This window comes from Corynebacterium sp. HMSC14B06, from assembly GCF_001807075.1.
Classification (GTDB): Bacteria; Actinomycetota; Actinomycetes; order Mycobacteriales; family Mycobacteriaceae; genus Corynebacterium; species Corynebacterium jeikeium_D.
Genome location: NZ_KV787396.1, coordinates 23,283 through 44,912 on the forward strand (window position 1 = coordinate 23,283; position 21,630 = coordinate 44,912).

Annotated in this window: 18 protein-coding genes and 1 tRNA gene; 3 read left to right on the forward strand and 16 right to left on the reverse strand. The window is 56.9% G+C overall.

Going from position 1 to position 21,630, the window contains the following annotated elements:
• Positions 1-137: 137 nt before the first annotated feature.
• Both HMPREF3130_RS08720 and HMPREF3130_RS08725 read left to right on the forward strand, forming a co-directional pair.
• Positions 138-2,117 carry an ATP-dependent DNA helicase gene (locus tag HMPREF3130_RS08720; protein WP_193390811.1) on the forward strand — a complete coding sequence of 660 codons (1,980 nt, stop codon included), beginning with the start codon at positions 138-140 and terminating at the stop codon, positions 2,115-2,117.
• 184 nt (positions 2,118-2,301) lie between these two features.
• Positions 2,302-3,885 carry an AMP-binding protein gene (locus tag HMPREF3130_RS08725; RefSeq protein WP_070429776.1) on the forward strand — a complete coding sequence of 528 codons (1,584 nt, stop codon included), beginning with the start codon at positions 2,302-2,304 and terminating at the stop codon, positions 3,883-3,885.
• Here HMPREF3130_RS08725 and HMPREF3130_RS08730 read toward each other — a convergent pair.
• From HMPREF3130_RS08730 to HMPREF3130_RS08780, 11 genes are all read right to left on the reverse strand, one after another.
• The gene (locus HMPREF3130_RS08730) at positions 3,876-4,679 is read right to left on the reverse strand and encodes a peptidyl-tRNA hydrolase (RefSeq protein ID WP_049193344.1); all 804 of its coding nucleotides are present in this window, start codon (positions 4,677-4,679) and stop codon (positions 3,876-3,878) included. The genes HMPREF3130_RS08725 and HMPREF3130_RS08730 overlap by 10 nt on opposite strands.
• The gene (gene serB, locus HMPREF3130_RS08735; protein ID WP_049193346.1) at positions 4,679-5,971 is read right to left on the reverse strand and encodes a phosphoserine phosphatase SerB; all 1,293 of its coding nucleotides are present in this window, start codon (positions 5,969-5,971) and stop codon (positions 4,679-4,681) included. Before serB ends, HMPREF3130_RS08730 begins: the two co-directional genes overlap by 1 nt.
• Before the next feature lie 284 nt (positions 5,972-6,255).
• Positions 6,256-7,956 (reverse strand): aa3-type cytochrome oxidase subunit I, encoded by a 1,701-nt coding sequence (gene ctaD / locus HMPREF3130_RS08740; protein WP_048732989.1) that lies wholly within the window; start codon positions 7,954-7,956, stop codon positions 6,256-6,258.
• A 329-nt stretch (positions 7,957-8,285) separates the two neighbouring features.
• A complete protein-coding gene (nrdF, locus tag HMPREF3130_RS08745; protein WP_016422253.1) occupies positions 8,286-9,302 on the reverse strand; it encodes a class 1b ribonucleoside-diphosphate reductase subunit beta in 1,017 nt (338 codons plus the stop codon).
• 338 nt (positions 9,303-9,640) lie between these two features.
• A complete protein-coding gene (locus HMPREF3130_RS08750) occupies positions 9,641-11,086 on the reverse strand; it encodes an MFS transporter (RefSeq protein WP_083276371.1) in 1,446 nt (481 codons plus the stop codon).
• Between the two features lie 50 nt (positions 11,087-11,136).
• Positions 11,137-11,862, reverse strand: coding sequence for a purine-nucleoside phosphorylase (deoD, locus tag HMPREF3130_RS08755; protein WP_070429777.1), 726 nt, complete (start codon positions 11,860-11,862; stop codon positions 11,137-11,139).
• A 235-nt stretch (positions 11,863-12,097) separates the two neighbouring features.
• Positions 12,098-14,242, reverse strand: a complete 2,145-nt coding sequence (gene nrdE / locus HMPREF3130_RS08760; protein WP_187405495.1) for a class 1b ribonucleoside-diphosphate reductase subunit alpha — start codon at positions 14,240-14,242, stop codon at positions 12,098-12,100.
• Positions 14,243-14,416: 174 nt separating this feature from the next.
• On the reverse strand, positions 14,417-14,839 hold the full coding sequence (gene nrdI, locus HMPREF3130_RS08765; RefSeq protein ID WP_049181994.1) for a class Ib ribonucleoside-diphosphate reductase assembly flavoprotein NrdI: 423 nt from the start codon (positions 14,837-14,839) through the stop codon (positions 14,417-14,419).
• Positions 14,840-14,924: 85 nt separating this feature from the next.
• Complete coding sequence (nrdH, locus tag HMPREF3130_RS08770) at positions 14,925-15,149, reverse strand: glutaredoxin-like protein NrdH (RefSeq protein WP_005511161.1); 225 nt, start codon at positions 15,147-15,149, stop codon at positions 14,925-14,927.
• A 752-nt stretch (positions 15,150-15,901) separates the two neighbouring features.
• Positions 15,902-16,024: a type B 50S ribosomal protein L36 gene (gene ykgO, locus HMPREF3130_RS08775; RefSeq protein WP_005511141.1), complete on the reverse strand. Its 123-nt coding sequence runs from the start codon at positions 16,022-16,024 to the stop codon at positions 15,902-15,904.
• Positions 16,025-16,275: 251 nt separating this feature from the next.
• Positions 16,276-17,757, reverse strand: coding sequence for a sugar porter family MFS transporter (locus tag HMPREF3130_RS08780; RefSeq protein WP_141737801.1), 1,482 nt, complete (start codon positions 17,755-17,757; stop codon positions 16,276-16,278).
• A gap of 38 nt (positions 17,758-17,795) precedes the next feature.
• On the opposite strand from HMPREF3130_RS08780, the gene nadE reads away from it, so the two are divergent.
• Positions 17,796-18,647 carry an ammonia-dependent NAD(+) synthetase gene (gene nadE / locus HMPREF3130_RS08785; RefSeq protein WP_070429780.1) on the forward strand — a complete coding sequence of 284 codons (852 nt, stop codon included), beginning with the start codon at positions 17,796-17,798 and terminating at the stop codon, positions 18,645-18,647.
• 65 nt (positions 18,648-18,712) lie between these two features.
• On the opposite strand, the gene HMPREF3130_RS08790 is transcribed toward nadE, so the two are convergent.
• From HMPREF3130_RS08790 to HMPREF3130_RS08810, 5 genes are all read right to left on the reverse strand, one after another.
• Positions 18,713-19,309 carry a TetR/AcrR family transcriptional regulator gene (locus HMPREF3130_RS08790; RefSeq protein ID WP_052317807.1) on the reverse strand — a complete coding sequence of 199 codons (597 nt, stop codon included), beginning with the start codon at positions 19,307-19,309 and terminating at the stop codon, positions 18,713-18,715.
• A 179-nt stretch (positions 19,310-19,488) separates the two neighbouring features.
• The gene (locus HMPREF3130_RS08795; protein ID WP_070429781.1) at positions 19,489-19,923 is read right to left on the reverse strand and encodes a pyridoxamine 5'-phosphate oxidase family protein; all 435 of its coding nucleotides are present in this window, start codon (positions 19,921-19,923) and stop codon (positions 19,489-19,491) included.
• Positions 19,924-20,057: 134 nt separating this feature from the next.
• Positions 20,058-20,133: transfer RNA gene (locus HMPREF3130_RS08800), tRNA-Ala, on the reverse strand.
• Positions 20,134-20,308: 175 nt separating this feature from the next.
• A complete protein-coding gene (locus tag HMPREF3130_RS08805) occupies positions 20,309-21,040 on the reverse strand; it encodes a DsbA family protein (protein WP_070429782.1) in 732 nt (243 codons plus the stop codon).
• Between the two features lie 144 nt (positions 21,041-21,184).
• Positions 21,185-21,625, reverse strand: a complete 441-nt coding sequence (locus HMPREF3130_RS08810; protein ID WP_048733317.1) for a MauE/DoxX family redox-associated membrane protein — start codon at positions 21,623-21,625, stop codon at positions 21,185-21,187.
• Positions 21,626-21,630: the final 5 nt, after the last annotated feature.

Genomic DNA, 21,630 nt, shown 5'->3' on the forward strand with positions numbered 1-21,630 from the left:
GCGGCGGGGGAACTGTGTCGGACAGTACCGAGCACGCAAATTTTGCTGAGCTATCGGACGACTTTGAGGACTTTGACGATGTTGACGATGTTGACGAGCTAGCTTCACCGAGAGCCAGCGTCCATAACGCGGATAGCATCGAAGCTCTTCTCGATGCGGCAGTGAAGGAACTCGGCGGAACGACTCGACCGAATCAGGTCAAAATGTCCCGGTCGGTGGCCTCCGCCTTTGCGCGCGAGCGGCACCTAGCGGTACAGGCAGGTACCGGTACGGGTAAGTCGCTGGCCTACCTGGTGCCTGCCATTGTGCAAGCAATGGAGTCCGACGAGTCTGTAATCGTTTCCACGGCGACCATTGCGCTGCAACGCCAGCTGGTCGAACGCGACTTGCCGCGGCTAGTCAGTTCGCTAGAGCCACACTTGTCCCGTACGCCAACCTTCGCAATCCTCAAGGGCCGCTCGAACTACCTGTGCAAGTCCAAGGTCGGAAATGTCATCAAAGATCCCGTCATGGACGGTGATGAATCCGAGCCGACCGCTATGGGCGGCCCCACTGCTCTACTCAGCGAAGCGCAGCTCAGCCGAACCGCTGCCGAGGTCATGCGGCTACGCGAGTGGGCCAATGACACCGACACCGGCGACCGCGACAGCCTGGACAAGGGCGTTTCCAACGAAGCCTGGCGGCAGGTCTCCGTCACGGCTCGCGAATGCGTCGGTGCCATTTCCTGCCCTTTCGGCGAGGAGTGTTTCGCCGAACAAGCCCGCCGCGAGGCCTCCAACGTCGACATCGTTGTCACCAATCACGCACTGTTGGCCATCGATGCGCTCTCCGACGCCATGATTTTGCCGCAGCACGACTGCGTTGTCATTGACGAGGCTCACGAGCTCGACGGTCGAATCACCTCTGTTGCCACCGACGAGCTCTCCCCTGCCGGTATCACCATGATGGCCCGGCGCGCCCGCAAATTCGGCGCCGCAGAGCAGGTGGATGATGTCACCGATGCCACGGATTTACTCGGCGAGACCGTCGCATTGCTTGCCGACGCCTACAGCGGCGCACTCGAAGAAATTCCCGGTGAGCTTGGAGCGGCGCTAGCTTCGCTCCGCGATAGCCTGTGGCAACTACAGACCACGCTAGGTACCTCTAGTTCAGGCAGCTCTGGCGGGTCGGGCTCCGGTGGTTCGGGTTCTGACTCTGACAACACTGAGCGCCAGACCGTCCGCGCTGCCGTGGAGAATATGCACGACACAGTCGTGCGAATTCTAGAGTTCAGTAGCGACGATGTCGTATGGCTTGGCGAGAACAAGACAGTTTATGTCGCTCCCCTGTCCATCGCAGCACTGCTTCGCGAACGCCTCTTCGGCGAATCCACCGTCGTTTTGACCTCAGCAACACTTGCTCTTGGCGGCAAGTTCGATGCCATGGCCGCCGCTTGGGGGCTTCCCTCCGGTGGGTGGGATGGCTTGGACGTCGGCACGCCCTTTGACCCGCAGAAATCTGGCATCCTCTACGTCGCACGCGACCTGCCACGACCTGGACGCGACGGCGCCACACCAGAGCAGTTCGCGATCATGGAGCGCCTCATCCGCGCCGCTGGTGGGCGAACGCTCGGGCTGTTTTCTTCTCGCCGAGGCGCCGAGGCAGCGGCGGAGGAAATGCGCAAGCGCCTGCCTTACGACGTGCTGTGCCAAGGCGATGACTCTATCGGTGCTCTGGTTGATCGCTTCGCAGCTAATCCGCAGACATGCTTGTTTGGCACGCTGACGCTGTGGCAAGGCGTCGATGTTCCTGGCCCATCGCTATCGTGTGTCATCATCGATCGCATCCCGTTCCCCCGCCCCGACGACCCGCTTTTGTCCGCGCGCTCCGATGCGGCTAATGCCGCTGGCCGAAACGGTTTTATGGAGGTCTCAGCGACACATGCAGCGCTGCTGATGGCGCAGGGTTCTGGTCGTCTGCTACGCCAAGTCGATGACCGCGGGGTTGTTGCGGTACTGGATTCACGGTTGGCTACTGCACGCTATGGTTCCTGGATCGCCGCGTCGATGCCTGACTTCTGGCGGACGACCAACCTGGATATTGCGGCTGGAGCGTTGCAGCGGCTGACCCAAAGTTGATTCAGAGGGGAAGCTGTCTGGACTCACGAGGTAATGCTGGATTAGGCATAGTTTCTGGAAAAAATCCCACGCTTTTCCATCCAATACATTATTGTGATGTGGAACACAGCACTGCTGCTGTGACCTGGCTAATGAAGCAGGGCACGTGGCAGCCGTGCGCGAGATTAGAAAGGCGATTTCCTGCATGCCCCTTTCCAGCAACCTCCCCGACATCGACATCCCGGAGACCTCGCTCTTTGAGTTCCTCTTCGGAGAGATTGAGCCACGTCACCAGGACAAGCTTGCAATCGTTGACTCAGGCTCCGAGGTCACCTTTAGCGATCTGAAGGCCAGCATCGAGAAGTTCGCGGGTGCGCTGGCAGCACGTGGGATTAAGAAGGGCGACGTTGTGGCTCTCCACTGCCCCAACTCGACAACCTTCGCCGTCGCTCTCCACGGTGTCCTGCGCGCAGGCGCTGTCTGCACGACCGTTGCATCGCTGGCAACTGCCGAGGACGTTGAAAAGCAGCTGCGTATCTCTGACGCCAAGATGATGCTGACGACCTCCTCAATCGGTTGGGCTGGCGCCCACGGCGCTGAGGCTGCTGGTCTGCCGGAAGAGATGATTATCGGCCTGACGGGTCTCCACGGCATGGGCGAGCTGCTTGCCGAGGGGCACGCAGCCCCGGACGTCGACGTATCACCCGATGACGTTGCCGTGATTCCGTTTTCCTCGGGAACCACCGGTGTACCGAAGGGCGTCCAGCTCACTCACCGCAACTTGGTGGCCAACGTCGCTCAGGCGGGTGGAGCTACAGTCAACGCGCTGACCGAGGACACCCCGGCTGTCACTATCCTGCCGTTTTTCCACATCTACGGCCTGACTGCGCTGCTGAATCTGTGCCTGTGGCGCCGCACGACGCAGTACACCATGGGCAAGTTCGACCTCGTCGATTTCCTGTCCATCATCGCCGAGCACAAGGTGAAGTTCGCGTTCATCGCACCGCCTGTAGCTGTGGGCCTGGCCAAGCACCCAGCTGTCGATTCCTTTGACCTGTCCAGCCTGGAGACAATCTTCTCGGGTGCCGCTTCTCTCCAACTTGACCTCGCGGAACAGGTGGAAAAGCGCCTTGACTGCGTGGTCGCACAGGGCTTCGGCATGACCGAGTCCTCGCCAGCAGCCCACATCCGCATCGGCCACGATAGTCCGCTGGACTCGATCGGTCGCGCAGTCCCCAACACTCAGTACAAGATTGTCAACCTCGACTCCGACAGCTTTGAGGAAATCCCGGTTCCCGCCGAGGGGCGCTCGGAGGCAGGTGAGCTATGGATTCATGGTCCACAGGTGATGAAGGGCTACCTCAACAACCCGAAGGCGACGGCAGAGACGCTTGTCGACGGTTGGCTGCGTACCGGCGACGTTGCGGAACTCGACGAACACGGGAATGTGTACATCGTCGACCGCTTCAAGGAACTGATTAAGTACAAGGGCTACCAGGTTCCGCCGGCCGAGCTCGAGTCCGTGCTGCTCAGCCACCCGGATATTGCCGATGCCGCCTGCAGTGGTGTCGTTCGCTCCGACGGCGAGGAGATTCCTAAGGCCTACGTTGTCCTCAAGGCGGGCAAGCAGGTGACTGAAGACGAGATTATGGACTACGTCGCCGACCGCGTCGCACCGTACAAGAAGGTGCGAGCAGTCGAGTTCATGGATGAAATCCCGAAGTCGGCGACGGGCAAGATTCTGCGCAAGGATCTCAAGGCCATGGAGGCAGCACGCGCTCAGTCGTGAGTTACTGCCCCAGGGGTCACCGCCACGGTGACTGAACCGGGTGCAATCTCGGTAAACCCGGCATCCTGAACCTCAACCGCGCGGGGCTCTGGCGCTGGCCACTGCTCCCGCGGTACTTCTTTCACATCTAACGCATAACCACTTTGCGCCCACGCCCAAGCGTCCTCGACCGACAGGCTGGCCGCATAGAGCATCGAGCCGTGTCCAACTTGCGCGGCCACCTTTCCTACGGACATATTCAGGTTTTTGTCCACCCAAATCACTGGCGGAGCAAAGGTGTCAGCGCTCTCATGGTCGCCCGGGGCGCCGGGAGATGTGTTCTCCGGGTCGTCGTAAGGCAAATCGGTGCCGGAAATTTGTAGTTTGGCAATCTCCGGGTAGGTTTCGTCGACAGGCGTTGGCACTAGTGCGCGAGCTTGCGCGCCGTCGACGTCCACGGTGACACCCGGTGCAAGCTGAGCGCGTTGCCAGCCGATATTGCGAGCGCGACGTGTGAGCTTGCGGATGCGCGCACCGTACCAAGACGCCAGACCTTGTTGATAGGCAGAAGTGTCATCGCCTGCGCGTTCGTCCAGGCAACAAGCAACAACAGCCATCGCGGCAGCGCGGAGCAGCGCAGTGCGCGAGGGGCGTTCCTTCTTCGGAACCTCAAGCACAATAGCCATTGCCCACGGCACATCCTCGCCGTGGTCTTCCCTATCAGGTTGCGGCAGGAGATTATGGGCGATACGGAACCACTCCGGTACCGATGATGCGTCCGTGACAGCTGGATCCTTGTGATCCTCGCGTTGCACTACTGCTCCAACGGCACGCGGCGGAAGGTGCCATCTTCGCGGTCGGCATCGTCGATTTCATCGCGGGAAATGCCCAGCATGAACAGAATCGAGTCCATGAATGGAACGTTGACGGACGTGTCAGCGATTTCCTTCAGCGCCGGCTTGGCATTGAAAGCAATACCAAGGCCTGCGACCGACAACATATCGATGTCATTGGCCCCATCGCCGACCGCAACGGTCTGATGCATCTGAAGCCCCGACTCTGCGGCGAACGTCTTGAGGCTGCGGGCCTTCTCCTGCCTATCGACGACATCGCCGACCACGCGTCCAGTCAGCTTTCCGTCCTCGACCTCGAGGGTATTCGCCTTGTAAAAGTCCAGACCGAGATCCTTTGCCAGCGGCTCCAAGATCTGGATAAAGCCACCGGAGACAGCACCACACTTGTAACCGAGGCGCTTCAGCGTGCGGATCGTGGTGCGGGCGCCTGGAGTCAGCTCGATGGAGTTAGTGACTTCCTCTAGGACACTGACCGGCAGGCCAGCCAGAGCCTTAACTCGCTCATGCAGTGACTCGGCGAAGTCCAGCTCACCGCGCATAGCGCGCTCTGTAACCGCTGCAACCTCCGCCTCGCGACCAGCATGGGCGGCCAGCATCTCAATGACCTCACCGGTAATCAAGGTCGAGTCCACATCGAAACAAATCAAGCGCTTGGAGCGGCGTTGCAAACCAGCGCGTTCAATTGCGATGTCAATGTCCTGGTCCTGTGCAAGCTCGGCCAGTGCCTTACGCAGCGGAATGCCCGCACCCGGCTTCGGGTCCGGAATAGAGACCAGCAATTCCAGGCCAGTGACTGGGTAGTCAGCAATACCGCGAATGGAATCGATGTTTGCACCGTAATCAGCAAGAGTGCGGCCGATACGGGAAATATCCTCAGCGTTGACCGGATTGCCCAACACGACAAGTGCGTGGGTGGAGCCATCGCTGCGCTCAATCGGGGCATCCAGCTGGAAACTGACAGTCATGCCGTGAGGCTTCAGTGTTTCAATGAGTCCCTCACGGAGAACACCGACCTTTTCTTCTGTGACACCAACAAGCGCACCGAGGCTCAGATTAGAGCGGAACACCGACTGTTCCACATCCAAAATTTGAACTCCGTGGGCCGCGAGCACGCGGAAGAAAGCTGCGGAGACACCCGGGCGGTCTCGGCCAACAGCGGTAATAAGCACCGGAGCTAGTCCCGGTGCCAACGAAACCGATAGAGCATCGGTATCTACAGACTGACTGGGAGAGATAATTACCTGTTCATTCACCAATCCAGTATCGCATGAAGCCCCGGCAGAGTGCTCATCGCATAGTGGGATTCCGCACTTCAGTGGGTGGCCAGTCGCAGCCATTAGCTGTCGCCCCCCTGCTCTCCGCTGCTCTCCCCTTCAGCTCCCTTGGTGCGCTCCCTGCGCCCCCCCCCCTTACTGCGCCTTCCCTAGGAAAGACTTTCAAAGACAAGACTACGGCCCCATCACGGTTCTCCGTGATGGGGCCGTAGCTTCGCGTAGTTATTAACTCAGAGTTGCATCAGCCATGTAGCCACTAGCTCTTAGAGCTGGCGACCAACGTGGGCCTCTGCGCGCTGACGCTCAACCATGTGCGGGTAGTGCAGCTCGAACGCCGGGCGCTCCGAGCGGATGCGCGGCATCGAGGTGAAGTTGTGGCGCGGCGGCGGGCAAGAGGTAGCCCACTCGAGAGAGTTACCGTAACCCCACGGGTCATCAACAGTGACGACCTCACCGTAGCGCCAGGACTTGAAGACGTTCCAGACAAACGGGATAACAGACAGACCCAGGATGAACGCACCAACGGTGGAGATCATGTTCAGGGTGGTGAAACCATCAGTCTCGAGGTAGTCGGCGTAACGACGCGGCATACCCTCGTTACCCAGCCAGTGCTGGACCAGGAAGGTCAGGTTAAAGCCGATGAAAGTCAGCCAGAAGTGAACCTTTGCCAGCTTCTCGTCGAGCATACGACCAGTCATCTTCGGGAACCAGAAGTAAACGCCCGAGTAGGAAGCGAAGACCAAGGTACCGAACAGGGTGTAGTGGAAGTGTGCCACGACGAAGTAGGTGTCGGAGACGTGGAAGTCCAGCGGCGGGGAAGCCAGCATAATACCGGTCAGACCACCGAACAGGAAGGTCACGATGAAGCCGAGAGCGAAGGTCATCGGGGACTCGAAGGTCATGTGGCCGCGCCACATGGTACCCATCCAGTTGATGAACTTAACACCGGTCGGGACCGAAATCAGGAAGGTCATGAACGAGAAGAACGGAAGCAGAACGCCACCGGTCACGAACATGTGGTGCGCCCACACAGCCATGGACAGACCTGCAATAGACAGGGTTGCGAAGACCATACCTGCGTAGCCGAACAGCGGCTTACGGGAGAAGACCGGAACAACCTCAGTAATGATGCCCACGAACGGCAACAGCAGAACGTAGACCTCTGGGTGGCCGAAGAACCAGAACAGGTGCTGCCACAGCATGGCGCCACCGTTTGCCGGGTCGTAAATGTGACCGCCCAGCTTACGGTCGTACAGAACACCCAGAGCAGCTGCAGTCAGAATCGGGAAAATCAGCAGAGCCAGAATCGAGGTAACCAGGATGTTCCAGGTGAAGATTGGCATACGGAACATGGTCATGCCCGGTGCGCGGAGGCACAGGACAGTGGTGGTCATGTTAATAGCGGAAGCGATGGTACCGACACCACCGATACCGACACCGACAATCCACAGGTCAGAACCGACACCCGGGGAGTGAATCGGGTCAGACAGCGGAGAGTACATGGTCCAACCGAAGTCAGCAGCACCACCCGGAGTCAGGAAGCCCGACAGCATCAGAATGCCACCAACAGTGGTCAGCCAGAAGCCGAAAGCGTTCAGACGCGGGAAAGCCACGTCCGGAGCACCAATCTGAAGCGGCAGAATGTAGTTAGCAAAACCCCAAACAATCGGGGTACCGAACAGAAGCAGCATCACCGTGCCGTGCATGGTGAACATCTGGTTGAACTGCTCGTTAGAAAGGAACTGAAGTCCTGGGGCGAAGAGCTCAGCACGGATAAGCAGAGCCATCAGACCGCCGACAAAGAAGAACGAGAAGGACATAATGATGTACATAATGCCCAGCTTCTTGTGGTCGGTCGTGGTCAGCATTTCCCACGCCCAGCTGCCCTTACGCTCATGTCCGAACGGCTGCGGCCGTTCCGGCGCTACAACGCCATGATCTGGACGAGGCGCTACTGCAGTCATTCTTCCTCCTTACTACGCGAAGATTTCCTGTAACTCACTACAGGGATTTGAAGTTTTGTCCTTGTGAGAATAGTGCAGGTGAGTACGCGACGGCGAACCCACCTACCACTATGTGCCAGATTCTAGTCTGAACCTTGGAAAAAGTTAAGGCCAAGGGATTTTCCGGCCAACTTCCCCACTCAGCTAAGCACACTATTAGTTTCCTGAGAATTGTCTTAACCTGGGCTAACGCCTTTTTAGCAGGAACCGTCGAGGCTAGGACTACTACCCCCGTGTGTGCTGTCACCAGAATAGGGCTCGGTGCGGAAATGCTCCCTACACCTGTGCTTTTAGAAGTCCCAGTCCTCATCCTCGGTTACTTCAGCCTTACCCATGACATAGGAAGAGCCGGAACCTGAGAAGAAGTCGTGGTTTTCGTCAGCATTCGGCGACAGAGCCGACAGGATTGACGGCGAAACTCGAGTCTCGTCGGCCGGGAACATACCCTCATAGCCCAAGTTGTTCAGAGCCTTGTTGCCGTTGTAACGCAGGAAACGCTTGACATCCTCGGTCCAACCGAGTTCGTCGTACATCTCTTCGGTGTACTGAATCTCGTTGTCGTAGAGATCAAACATGAGATCGAAGGTGTAATCCTTCAGCTCGTCACGTTCAGCCTGGGTCAGACGCTCCAGGTTGCGCTGGTACTTGTAACCGATGTAGTAACCGTGAACTGCCTCATCACGAATAATCAGGCGAATAATGTCCGCGGTGTTGGTCAGCTTGGCGTGGCTGGACCAGTACATCGGCAGGTAGAAGCCCGAGTAGAACAGGAAGGACTCCAGCAAAGTGGAAGCGACCTTCTTCTTCTGCGGGTTATCGCCCTCGTAGTAGTCGAGGATGATCTTGGCCTTCTTCTGCAGGTACTCATTTTCCTCGCCCCAACGGAACGCATCCTGGATTTCAGGAGTCGACGCCAGCGTCTGGAAAATCGACGAGTAGCTCTTTGCGTGCACCGATTCCATAAAGGCGATATTGGTGTACACAGCTTCCTCGTGCGGAGTCAGCGCATCGGGGATCAGCGATACTGCGCCAACTGTGCCCTGGATGGTGTCCAACATGGTCAGACCAGTGAACACGCGCATCGTGGTGCGCTGCTCCAGCGCGTTGAGCGTATTCCAGCTCTTGATGTCATTCGACAGCGGCACCTTTTCCGGCAACCAGAAGTTACCGGTCAGACGATCCCAAACCTCGAGATCCTTGTCATCAGGAATCGTGTTCCAGTCAATAGCCGCAACTGGGCATGCACGCGACTCTGGATTCTTCTCACGGTGGGCCGGAGTCGAGGGTGGGCAATCATCGAAACTCACGTGGAAACCTCTCCCTTTTTCATTGAAATTGCCGTTTTTCGAACGCACCTTATATATAAGGAACGTCCTTCACTCTTAGTGAGTTCAAAACAGCGGCTGCAGCGGTGGCTATTCCAGCCTTGTCCCACTACGAAACGCCAGGCTCCCGATGAAAGGAGCCACTACCCTTAGCAGCTTACCCACACCCGCATTATTAAGCACGCGGCTCTTGCTCATCTCTCCAATGAACGCCTTTTATTTGTACCCTCTCCCCTCATGCGCCCACGTCACACAAAGAAAAAGGTGCTTGACGACGCAATGTCCGTCGTCAAGCACCAAGCGCAAGATGTTGCGCGACCCTAGGCTTGGACCCTCTCGCGGTTCTCTGCGGTGTCGTTGATGATGCGGTCGGAGATGACGTACACCAGCAAACCTACGACAGCCATGAGCGCCAGCAACCAAGCGATGGTAGCGGAGACCCCTTCTGCTTCAGACTGCGCGATGGAAAGGGCGCTGAAGAAGGCCGGTCGAGAATCAACAAGCATAGCCGTTAACGCAATGCCAACCGGGACGGCGATGTTGATAGTCAGATTGTAGAAACCGATTGCAACACCGGACTTGGCCGCAGGAATGTTCTGCAGTGCGGTCGCGACCAACGGCGCATACATGAGCGCGAACCCTGATGGGAACAGAATCATAGACACGATAACCGTGGAAACACCGGCTCCCGGCAGCACCGCAGGAATGAGTAGTGCGACGATAATAATGCTGATGGCAGCGACAATAGCCTGCCTCGAAGTCAGGAACTTGGCAACCTTGCCGGACATTACACCAACGATGACCGCGCAGAGATAGCCCGGCGCGAGAATATAGGCAGCACCGTCGAGGTTGATGCCATAGAGTTCGTCGACCATATACGGCAACAGAATGGCCGAATACCCCAACTGGACCATGTAAACCACGAGCACAACAATCAGCGCGCAAACGTAGCGGGCATTGGTAAAGAACGACGGGCTGACCACGGCGTTGTCATGTGTCCGGATGTGCGAGACAAAGAGCGCGACGCCCAGCGCAGCGGCCACCAGCCACCACCATTGGAACTGCTGCATGAACAGCATCACCGCAGTGGCGATGACCGCGATGAGGAACAAGCCAAAGATATCCAGGTGACTCTTCTGCTGTTGCTCCTCCGGAACTGTCTTGATCAGGAACGGAATGGCAACTATCAGAATGAGCGAAATCAGGAACATAGCCGGCCAGGAAATGTAGGTAGCCACGATTCCCGAGGTCAACGTTCCAATCAGCAGTGCAGCTTGGAAAGCCGCGGTGGAAAAGCCGAGGTAGGTTTTCTGATCTTCTGGGCTTAGGTACTTGGTGACATAGATGACGTAGAGTGTCTCAGCCGCCGCCAGACCGGCAGTTTGAATAATGCGGGCAGTAAGCACCACTGGCCATACGCCCTGGAAGAAATAACCCAGTAGAGAGCCCACTGCGACAAAGCCGATACCGACAATCATCAATTTGCGGATACTGATGCTGTCCGCCAATGCGGCGTACACCACCGCGCCAATGCCAATCAAAATACCGGCGAGTGTCGCCTGCAGACTGGCCGTGGAGACACTGAGATCCAGAGATTCCGCAATCGGCTTGGTCATGAACTTAAAGCCATTGTCCAAGACCAAACAGAATACAAAGGAAAACAGCAAGACCGGGACTGCGGCCTTAGGGTTTGGCGCGGCAGCGTTGGACGCTGCGCTTTGAGAGGGGTTCACATTTACGCTGGTATTGCTGGCGGGATTACTCATCGCACTGTACCTATTTCACACTTCAAGCCGATTGATTGCAGACCAGGGCTCTAGAGCCGAGCCAGCGGCAATGCCAGCTCCATCATCGTCGTGAAGGCCTTCTCACGTTCTTCCGGAGTGGTCTTTCCACCGGTGACGATGTTGTCCGACACAGTGAAGATTCCCATGGCCTCCACCCCAGCCTCGGCGGCGGTGGCATAAAGGCCAGCAGATTCCATCTCCACCGCCAGCACCCCCATGCGGGCCCAACGGTCGTTCACATCATCCTGGAAGTTGTAGAAAATATCGCTGGACAAGATGTTGCCGACGTGTGTTGTGATGTCCTGCTCGCGGGCACGATCGCGAACATCTTCAATCAGGCGGAAAGACGCGGACGGGGCGAATGCTCCCGGCAAGTTGTACTGCGAAAGAAAATTGGAGTCAGTCGACGCCGTCTGACCGATAACCACGTCATACAGGTCCAGCTCCGGCTGCAACGCGCCGCACGAACCGACGCGAATCAGCTTCTTGCAGCCGAAAACATGGATAAGTTCCCAGGAGTACAGCGAGATAGACGGAATACCCATACCGGACCCCATGACAGACACTTCCTGCCCCTGGTAGGTGCCGGTAAAGCCCAGCATGTTGCGAACTTCGTTGAACTGAACGACATCGTCCAAATAGGTCTCCGCAATGAACTTCGCACGCAGCGGGTCACCTGGCAACAAAATAGTTTCTGCAATCGGCGCACCCTTTGGGTTGATGTGTGGAGTGCTCTTACCAGTGGTATCGGACATGGCTTCCAGCCCCTTCTCCCACTAGCCGTGGGTGAAAATTATGCGAACATTGGTGTACCACTGCCCAGGTTAATTACCTGCATTACAACCGTCAATAGTAATATTTACATTTGTTCCCAATTGGGTGGAGTGACGAAAAAGGCGCGAGAACCTCCCGACAAAACTCGGGGAAATTCTCGCGCCTTCAATGTGCTACAGCTAAAGCATTAGATGCCTAGCCTTCAAACACGCTTGCTTAAAGCATGCAGGATACGCAGCCCTCGACCTCAGTACCCTCCAGCGCAACCTGACGCAGGCGGATGTAATACAGAGTCTTAATACCCTTGCGCCATGCGTAAATCTGCGCACGGTTGAGATCACGAGTGCTCACCGAGTCCTTGAAGAACAAGGTCAGCGACAGTCCCTGGTCAACATACTTGGTAGCGACCGCGTAAGTGTCAATAATCTTCTCGTAGCCGATCTCGTAGGCATCCTGGAAATATTCGCGGTTGTCATTGTCCAAGTGCGGAGCCGGGTAGTAAACGCGGCCAATCTTGCCCTCCTTGCGGATCTCAATCTGAGACGCAATCGGGTGAATCGACGAAGTCGAGTTGTTGATGTAGGAAATCGAACCGGTCGGCGGCACTGCCTGCAGGTTGCGGTTGAACAGGCCGTACTCCATGACGTCGGCCTTCAGCTGCGCCCAGTCCTCAGCGTCCGGAATGTGCGCGGTGGAGTTCGCGAAGATCTCCTTGACGTGCTGAGTCTTCGGCTGGAATTCTGCCGGATCGAAGTTGTCGAAGTACTTGCCGCTGGCGTAGTCGGAGTTCTCAAAGTTGACGAACTTCTGACCGCGCTCGCGAGCAATCTTGTTGGATGCGCGCAGGACAGCGTAGAGCACTGCTGCGAAGTAGGCGTTGGTGAAGTCCAGGCCCTCTTCCGAGCCGTACATAATCTTCTCGCGGCCAAGGTAGCCGTGCAGGTTCATCTGCCCCAGGCCGATCGCGTGAGATCCGTCGTTGCCCTTGCGAATCGATGGCACCGAGTCAATAGAAGTCTGCTCACTGACCGCAGTCAGGCCACGGATGGCTGTCTCGACAGTGCGACCGAAGTCCGGCGAGTCCATGGTCATCGCAATGTTCAGCGAGCCAAGGTTACAGGAAATGTCCTCACCCACGTGCTCGTAGGACAGGTCCGCATTGTAGGTCGACGGGGTGTTGACCTGCAGAATCTCCGAGCAGAGGTTCGACATGTTAATGCGGCCCTCAATCGGGTTCGCGCGGTTAACCGTGTCCTCGAACATGATGTACGGGTAGCCGGACTCAAACTGAATCTCAGCGATGGTCTGGAAGAACTGACGCGCGTTGATCTTCTGCTTACGAATACGCGGGTCCTCGACCATATCCGCGTAGTTCTCAGTGATATTAATGTCCGCGAACGGCTTACCGTAGACACGCTCGACATCGTACGGGCTGAAGAGGTACATGTCGTCGTTACGCTTGGCCAGCTCAAACGTGATGTCCGGAATGACAACGCCAAGCGACAGCGACTTGATGCGAATCTTCTCGTCCGCGTTCTCACGCTTGGTATCCAAGAAGCGCATGATGTCCGGGTGGTGCGCGTGCAGGTAGACAGCGCCAGCACCCTGACGAGCACCCAGCTGGTTAGCGTAGGAGAAGGAGTCCTCCAGCAGCTTCATAACCGGGATGACACCGGAAGACTGATTCTCGATGTGCTTAATCGGAGCACCCTGTTCACGCAGGTTGCTCAGCAGCAGCGCCACACCACCGCCGCGCTTGGACAGCTGCAGCGAGGAGTTAATGGCGCGACCAATGGACTCCATGTTGTCCTCGATACGCAGCAGGAAGCAGCTCACCGGCTCGCCGCGCTGGGCCTTACCGGAGTTGAGGAATGTAGGAGTAGCAGGCTGGAAACGTCCGGTGATGATCTCATCAACCAGGTGCTGCGCGAGCCCCAAGTCGCCGTCGGCAAGCGTGAGAGCAACCATGCAGACACGGTCTTCGTAGCGCTCCAAGTAACGCTTGCCGTCGAAGGTCTTCAGTGTGTACGAGGTGTAGTACTTGTAAGCACCCAGGAAAGTCTGAAAACGGAACTTGTGGGCGTAGGCCTGCTTAAACAGTGCCTTGACGTCCTCAAATTCGTACTTCTCCAGAACCTCGGCCTCGTAGTAATGGTTCTCTACCAGATAATCGAGCTTCTCCCGCAAGTTGTGGAAGAACACAGTGTTCTGATTGACATGCTGCAAGAAGAACTGCCGCGCAGCCATGCGGTCTTTATCGAACTGAATCTTGCCGTCTTCACCGTACAGATTCAGCAGCGCATTGAGCGCGTGGTAATCCAGCTTGTCCTCACCCACCGGCTCCGCGACCTGCTTGCCCATTTCCGACACGTTGACTCCTTTAATATTCATTTGCCTGCACAGGGTCTGTTCCAACACTGCCCAGAGCAATCCAATCTAGCTATTTTCCTCGCACACCGCTTTACGACGGCTTCCGCGAGCGTATCCATTCGGTTGTCCTCAGTGCCCCTTCCCTCGACACTGAGGCTTGCCAACTTAGGCGCTGGCTCTACCGTGGAAGAATTCCTCTAGCCCTTCTCGGACTCGCCGCACATCGTGGTCGGTTCCCATCAGCTCGAAGCGATATAGATATGGAACCTTGCACTTGTAGGAGATGACATCCCCTGCTTTACAGAAGTCCTCACCGAAGTTGAGATTGCCGGCAGCAATCACACCTCGGATGAAAGAGCGGTTGTGCTCATTATTAAGAAATTTGATGACCTGCGGAGGAACTGGCCTTGAGTTACCACCGCTGATGGAAACGCCACCACCATAAGTCGGACAAATGAGGACATAGGGCTCATCGACGATAAGCTCCGGCTCATTACGACGGATGGGAATGCGGGCATTTTTGATACCTAGCTTTTCAACAAACTTGTGTGTATTCCCCGTCGCCGAGGAGAAATACACCACCAGCATGAGAGCTTCACCCTTTACATCGCAAAACCCCCGCAATCTTCGCTTCCCGGGTGGTCAACGAAATCTGCGGAGAGGTGTGTGATTCTTACGCTGCCTGGAGAGCCTTGATGCGATCCGGACGGAAACCCGACCAGGTCTCAGTGCCAGTGTCAACGACCGGCGCCTGGAGGTGACCGAGAGCCATGACGTAGTCCCGAGCCTCATCGTCCATGGTGATGTCGACGATATCGTAGGCAATTCCAGCCTTATCGAGGGCACGAGTGGTAGCGCGGCACTGGACACATGCAGGCTTGCTGTAAACGGTAACCATGACTCTCACAAACTTTCTGGCTTTGGGTAAGACCAATGAATCGGATCGACTTCGTACAAACAACGGAAGCGGCCGAGGAATCAGCGGATTGGTTGAATGACCGAAAGCTCCCAGGGTTCATGAGAAACCGAGTACGGGTGGCAGACAGGTCCTTTTAGCTCTCCTTGGCTCGACATCGAAAACACTACACTTGGTGCCTAGAAAACTCTAGTCATACTAGATGTAGTACTCACAACCATGGTATTCCCTGTTCGGAGATCTCTGGCGCACAAGATGTTGTACACAGACGCACCACAACCTTGTAATTTCACGCTAAAAATTCTAGAAAATCGTAGAAAAACAACTATCGGTGGATTTTGGTTAAACCAATTACTGCATGACGCCCCGCAGCCGACCGCACCGATTCCAGGCGCCGCAGTGTCCCCGCCCTGCCTTTGTCCCTCCCCTACCCAACTTCGGATTCCGCAGCGATCTCAAAAATCGCGGGCTGCACATATGAACACGGGCTGCACATATGAAACTGTGCGAGTTTATGACACTTTCAAGCCAATTTTCGGGCCAATTTTGACATAAACGCAGTCAGTAACTTCCATCGCCCCACCGCCCCCAGCCATAAACGCTGTCACCGCCTGAACCTACCTCCTCCAAAAACCAAAAACCGCAACCTTTGGCCACAGTAAAACTGCGACTTCAGATTGCGGTTTTGGCAATAAATGAGGAAGCTATTTGCTTCGCGCTAGCCTAAATAAGGCTTAGCCCTGACGGGCCTTGAAGCGCGGCTCCTTCTTGTTGATCACGTAGACCTTGCCACGACGGCGCACGACCTGAGCGCCCGGCTTGTTCTTCAGCGACCGAAGGGACTTGCGGACCTTCATTCGGGCGCTCCTTTCTACTCGGCTCCGAAACGGGAATGTGCACACTGCACTCTCCCCGGACAATCACCCCAGTGACTGCCTGGCAACGCACCCTTCCTGATAATCCGAAGAAATATCAAAGAGGATGCGTTACGACACGAGTTGCCATACTACCTAATAAGCGGAATAACTCCAAAAATCCGGGGGAAACATGTTCTTTGACGGGCAACCCCAAGATCGCGACTCCCCACGTTGCAACTGCTTCCACTTCTCTACTTGGCAGCGGCAATCATGTGCTCGCGGACCTCGGCAAGCGTCTTACCTGAGGTCTCCGGCACCGCCTTGATGGTGAATACCAGCGCAATTGCGCCCGTAATGGCAAAGAAGAAGAACGACCACGCACCACCGACAGCATCCACCATCGGAAGAAAAGCCTGCGCCACAAACCAATTCGCAACCCATAGCGCGAGCCCTGCCAGCCCCATACCCAGGCCACGAGCCTCTGTCGGGATGATCTCGGAAATCAGGAGCCAGGTCGCCACCGACACAGCCGCCTGCTGAAACACGATAAATACGGTCATCAGCAGAAGCGACATCATGGCACCCGTCGAAGAGTTACTCGACAAACCATAGACGGGCGCCAGCACGAGCAGCGAGCTTGCACAGCCCACCAAACCGATAATCAGCATTCGCCGACGACCAACGCGGTCAATGATGCTCATACCAATTGCACACGAAATCACCGAGGCGATACCGATGATGATGGAGGTATAGACAGAGCTTTCCGTCGACAAGCCAACCTTGTTCATCATCGTCGGCGCGAAATACATAATCGCGTTCGCGCCCGTGACCTGTTGCGTCACACCAATGAGCATCGCAATAATGACGGTGCGTCGCACCCACGGGGTTTTCACGGCAAGGCGCTCGGCTGCACGCTGATCGGCGCTTGACGACGCCTCATCAACGGCAACCTCAGCCAGGGTCGCCTCATCTCCCTGCATCTGACGCAGCACGGCCAGCGCCTTGCCCTCCTGTCCTCGACGGACGAGGTAGGCCGGAGTGTCCGGCAGAACCAGCATGCCGATGAGCAGCACGATGCCGGGGACAGCGCCGAGTCCAAGCATGAGTCGCCAGTTACCGGAGGAGGCTAGGGCGGAGTTGGTGAGGAACGCCACCAGCTGACCAATCACGATCATCAGCGAGTTCAGGCTGACCAGGCGTCCACGCACATGCGGTGGTGCCATTTCGGAGATGTACATCGGTACGACGATGGAAACACCACCGATACAGACGCCGAGCAAAGTACGCGCAGCACCCAGCGAAAACGCACTAGTAGCGAAAGCACACCAGATACTGCCGATGATGAAGCCGACCGCTCCGAGCAGGATGGTGCCACGGCGCCCCAGGGAGTCCGCTACGCGACCGCCCAGGAACGCACCGATAGCCGCACCGACCAAGAGCATGGCGGTGACAGTGGACTCCTGTCCTGGAGTCAGCTCAAAAGAGCGCTGGATATACAGCAGCGCGCCCGAGATGACACCGGTGTCGTAACCAAAGAGGAGGCCGCCCAGAGCGGCGATGATAGCCACGGCTATCGACCGAGTTGTGGTGGTTTCCCGGTTCGGTCCAGTCTTATTCTGTTCGGTTGTACTCACGCTGGAAATCTTGCCACCGTCCGGCCAAAGACCCCCTATCCGAACAGCACTTACTCGATAAAGATGAGAGTTTTGGCACTCTTCTGGCAGGAAAATCATCCCTTTTCCCGTCCTGAACTAGCGGTAGAGTGAGGCTCATGACACCAGTAGGCACACAGGATTTCCCACACCCCCTCCAGTCGGAGATTATTAACGACCTCCACGTCCAGCCCACCATCAATGCCGCCGAGGAAATCAGCCGCCGAGTCGATTTTCTCTGCGATTATTTCCGCGCCGCGCACGCCAAGGGATTCGTGCTCGGAATTTCCGGCGGTCAAGATTCCACGCTAGCCGGACGTCTAGCGCAGTTGGCCGTCGAAAAGCTTCGCGACGGCGGCGAGGACGCCACCTTCATTGCCATTCGCCTCCCCCACGGCGTGCAGGCCGATGAGGACGACGCACAGGTGGCACTGCAATTCATTCAGCCTGACCAAAGGCTAACTATCGATATCGCACCGGCCACTGCCGCGATAACCCCCCAGGTCACCGATGCCCTGGCCGGCAGCGCTATCAGCGATTTCAACAAGGGAAATATTAAGGCCCGCATGCGAATGATTGCCCAGTACGCAGTGGCGGGTGTTGACGGCGCTTTGGTCATCGGCGCAGATCACGCCGCGGAGGCGGTCACCGGCTTCTACACCAAGCACGGCGACGGCGCCTGCGACCTCGTCCCGCTGCAGGGGCTGAGCAAGCGCCAGGGCGCGGCCTTACTCCGCCACCTCGGCGCACCAGCCAGTACGTGGGAGAAGGTGCCGACGGCCGACCTGGAAGAAGATCGACCTGCGCTTCCCGACGAAGTTGCGCTCGGGGTGACCTATACCGCCATCGACGACTACCTCGAAGGCAAGTCTGTCTCAGATGAGGATGCCGCGCGAATCGAGCACCTCTACTCCATTTCCCGGCACAAGCGAGCCGTCCCGCCCGGACCGGCCGATTCCTGGTGGCGCTAGGCTGCTGCCCCGGGCCACCGATTCAGCGTCCCGGACAGAGCAGCAAACCCCTTAAGAGAAACCCCTTAAGAGAAGGCCTCCGCTCCAGCGTCCCAAATAGCCCCAACTGCGGCCAAGCTGTCTGCCACACCGGCTTCGGCGCTGGGTTCCAGCGCAGGTGAACCATCCTGGACAAGCTCGGCGGTCACCAAACCGTGGGCGAACGCCCACATGGCCAATCCCTTAGGCTCATCGCCGGCAACCTTAATGAATGCATCACGAATCCAGGCATCCAACGACGAAGGCGAGACGACATTCACGAAATTAGTGCGACTCATCAGCCGGTAACCATGCGGATCGTCGAGAACTGCCTGGCGGTACGCCTGCAGCAGAGACGCCGAAGTGCATTCCTCATCAATGGCAGCGTGAATACGCTTGCCCAGATTCTCGAGGCTCTCGGTCAGCAGCAGCTGAAGGAGCTCTTCTTTGCCGCTGATGTGCTTGTACAGCGATGGCGCCTTCACATCGAGCCGCGCCGCTAGGCGGCGCATGCTGATAGCACTCCAGCCCGATTCGCGCAGCATCGCGCGCGCTTCATCTACGATCTTCTGCATACGTGGGGACTGCCTGCGCACATCGGGCTGCGCTGGCACCCCATCGGTCGATTCTATGGTGCACGTCACATTTGCGACTGTAACGCGTTGAATCTCACTTAGGGCGCTTTTGGGTAATTTAACCCAACAATTTTTTAAAAAACAGCTAACGGCGGTGCTCAGTCACTAAAAGCTGCCTTTGCACGCTGCTATCTCTGCTTCACGACGGAGCCCCCACCGTCGTCAAGCAAAAGCGCCGTATGCCGCCGCTACGCTTCGTAGCGATTCGGCTCCTCCCCGAGGTGGAAATGGCGACCCGAAACATCGTTCGGGGTAATACGCACGTAGTTGTACTTCAACGTCGGCAGCCAGGGCTTCAGCGGCAGCTCATCTGCAGCGTTAATATCCGCGCGGGAGGTGAGAACCTCTGCGTCCCCCTTAACGATGACCGACCATGCCTTCTGAGCATCCTTGTCAACAAAGTCGGCCTCAAAAAGAACATCGTGGTTCAGAGAAACAGTAAAGAGCTTCGACCCCTCGGCAGTGCGGAAGTAAATGCTTCCCTCATGAACGACGTAGTTCAGCGGGAAAAGGTCCATATCGTCTTTACGACGAACAACCAGTCGCCCAAAAGTCTGCGTAGCCAGCAGCTCAAGGGATTCTTCGGTGGACAGTTTCTGAATAACGGAGTCGTTGTGTGCCATACCCCCAGTATTCCACCGTTCAGACAAAGTTGCTACAGCCATACGGATTACCAATCATTGAGGTAAACGGCGAGCACACTACCCAGGGGTAGATACAAGAAAACCCCGGTCATTTCGACCGAGGGATTTCATACTGGTGGAGCTAACGGGACTCGAACCCGTGACCCCCACACTGCCAGTGTGGTGCGCTACCAGCTGCGCCATAGCCCCAGAATCAACATCGAAGTGGCTTTCCCCCTCCGCTGTGGACTCCTCAAAGGCTACATGGCACTGTCATGTATCACCAAATCCGCATGTAGAACACTCTTTTACGTATTCGCCGAGTGCCCCAGAGTGGATCTGCCGAACATGAACTGAAGATGAATCGTGTGAGCGTGCACGGATCCTAGCGCAGGGCTACCTTGACCCACTGCCCCAGTCCGCCATCACCGGAAATGTTCTCCAGAATATCCTTGCCGTCGACAAAGACGTGCGGTGAGGAAACCTTGCCCAAGCGCTTCTCAAGGTCATCGAAGTTGGCATTTGCGCTTGCCTTAGCCTCGGTGGTGTCGATGCCGGAACGGACTTCGCTGACAATTTCGTCAGCAACACCGAGCTGCTCCAGACGGTCAGCCAACTCATCATCGCTCCACGTGACAGAGTTCTGCTGGTCAGCCATCATCATCGTGCGGAAGTTCCAATATGCGCGAGCATCACCGGTCTCAGCAATCTTGCGGGCAACCGCGAAGACGCGAGTGGAGTGACCGTCACGCTGCTCCTTCTCCTGACCATCCAGGAAGTTCAGCGTGCGGTATTCAGCGACAAGCTTGCCGTCGTTTAGCGCCTTGAGCTCATCATCGTGGCCCTCTTCGCTCATCTGAGCACAGTAGTGGCACGAGTAGTCCTCAAAAATCGTGGCTGTTTTAGCCCCTTCGGCGCCGTCCTTGCTCAGTCGGATGACATCGCCGTCGAGTGCGACGGAGAAGTCGACGTCCTCATCTGGCAGTCCCTCAATCGGCTGCGACCGGCCGATGTAGATAACGCCACCAATAACAACTGCAACGACAGCAAGAAGAGCAATCAGGCCGACGACGAAGCCACTGCCCTTTTCATTTGGATTCTTAATCTTCTGACTCACACCGCTTACGATAGCGGTGTTTTCTTGCCAATGACACAATTGCGCCTGAGAAAACGGAAATGGTTGTTAGGCCGCATCGCTAGGCCCCATCACCTTGCCCCATTCCCCTGGCCTATCCCCTAGGCTTCCCCTCTAGCCAGCGGACTAGGCGTAAATGGCAAACTTCTTCCACGGCCACACGTACACAAATACAGCCAAGGCCAGAAAACCGATGTCTCGGGCGATTGACTTTAGATATGAAACCGCGTCAGCGTTCTCGTCGTAGCCACCGCCACCAAAGCAACCGCAGTCAATCTGCAGGCCGCGCGCCCACGCCGAGATAATGCCGCCGATAAACACCAGCAAGAGCGCGCCAGACAACACCGCTACCGGGCGCAGGAAAAGCCCCAATACCAGCAGGAGTCCAAGGATGACTTCGAAAGCGGGCAGCGCAACCGCTACCATCGGCACCAAATCGCTCGGCAGCAGCTCATAAGCTTGAACTGCCTGACGCGATTCCAGCGGGTTCAGCAGTTTGATAAGACCCGAGTACAACCAAACTGCAGCCAGGCCGAATCGTGCCACCACGCCTACGAAATTCTTCATACACA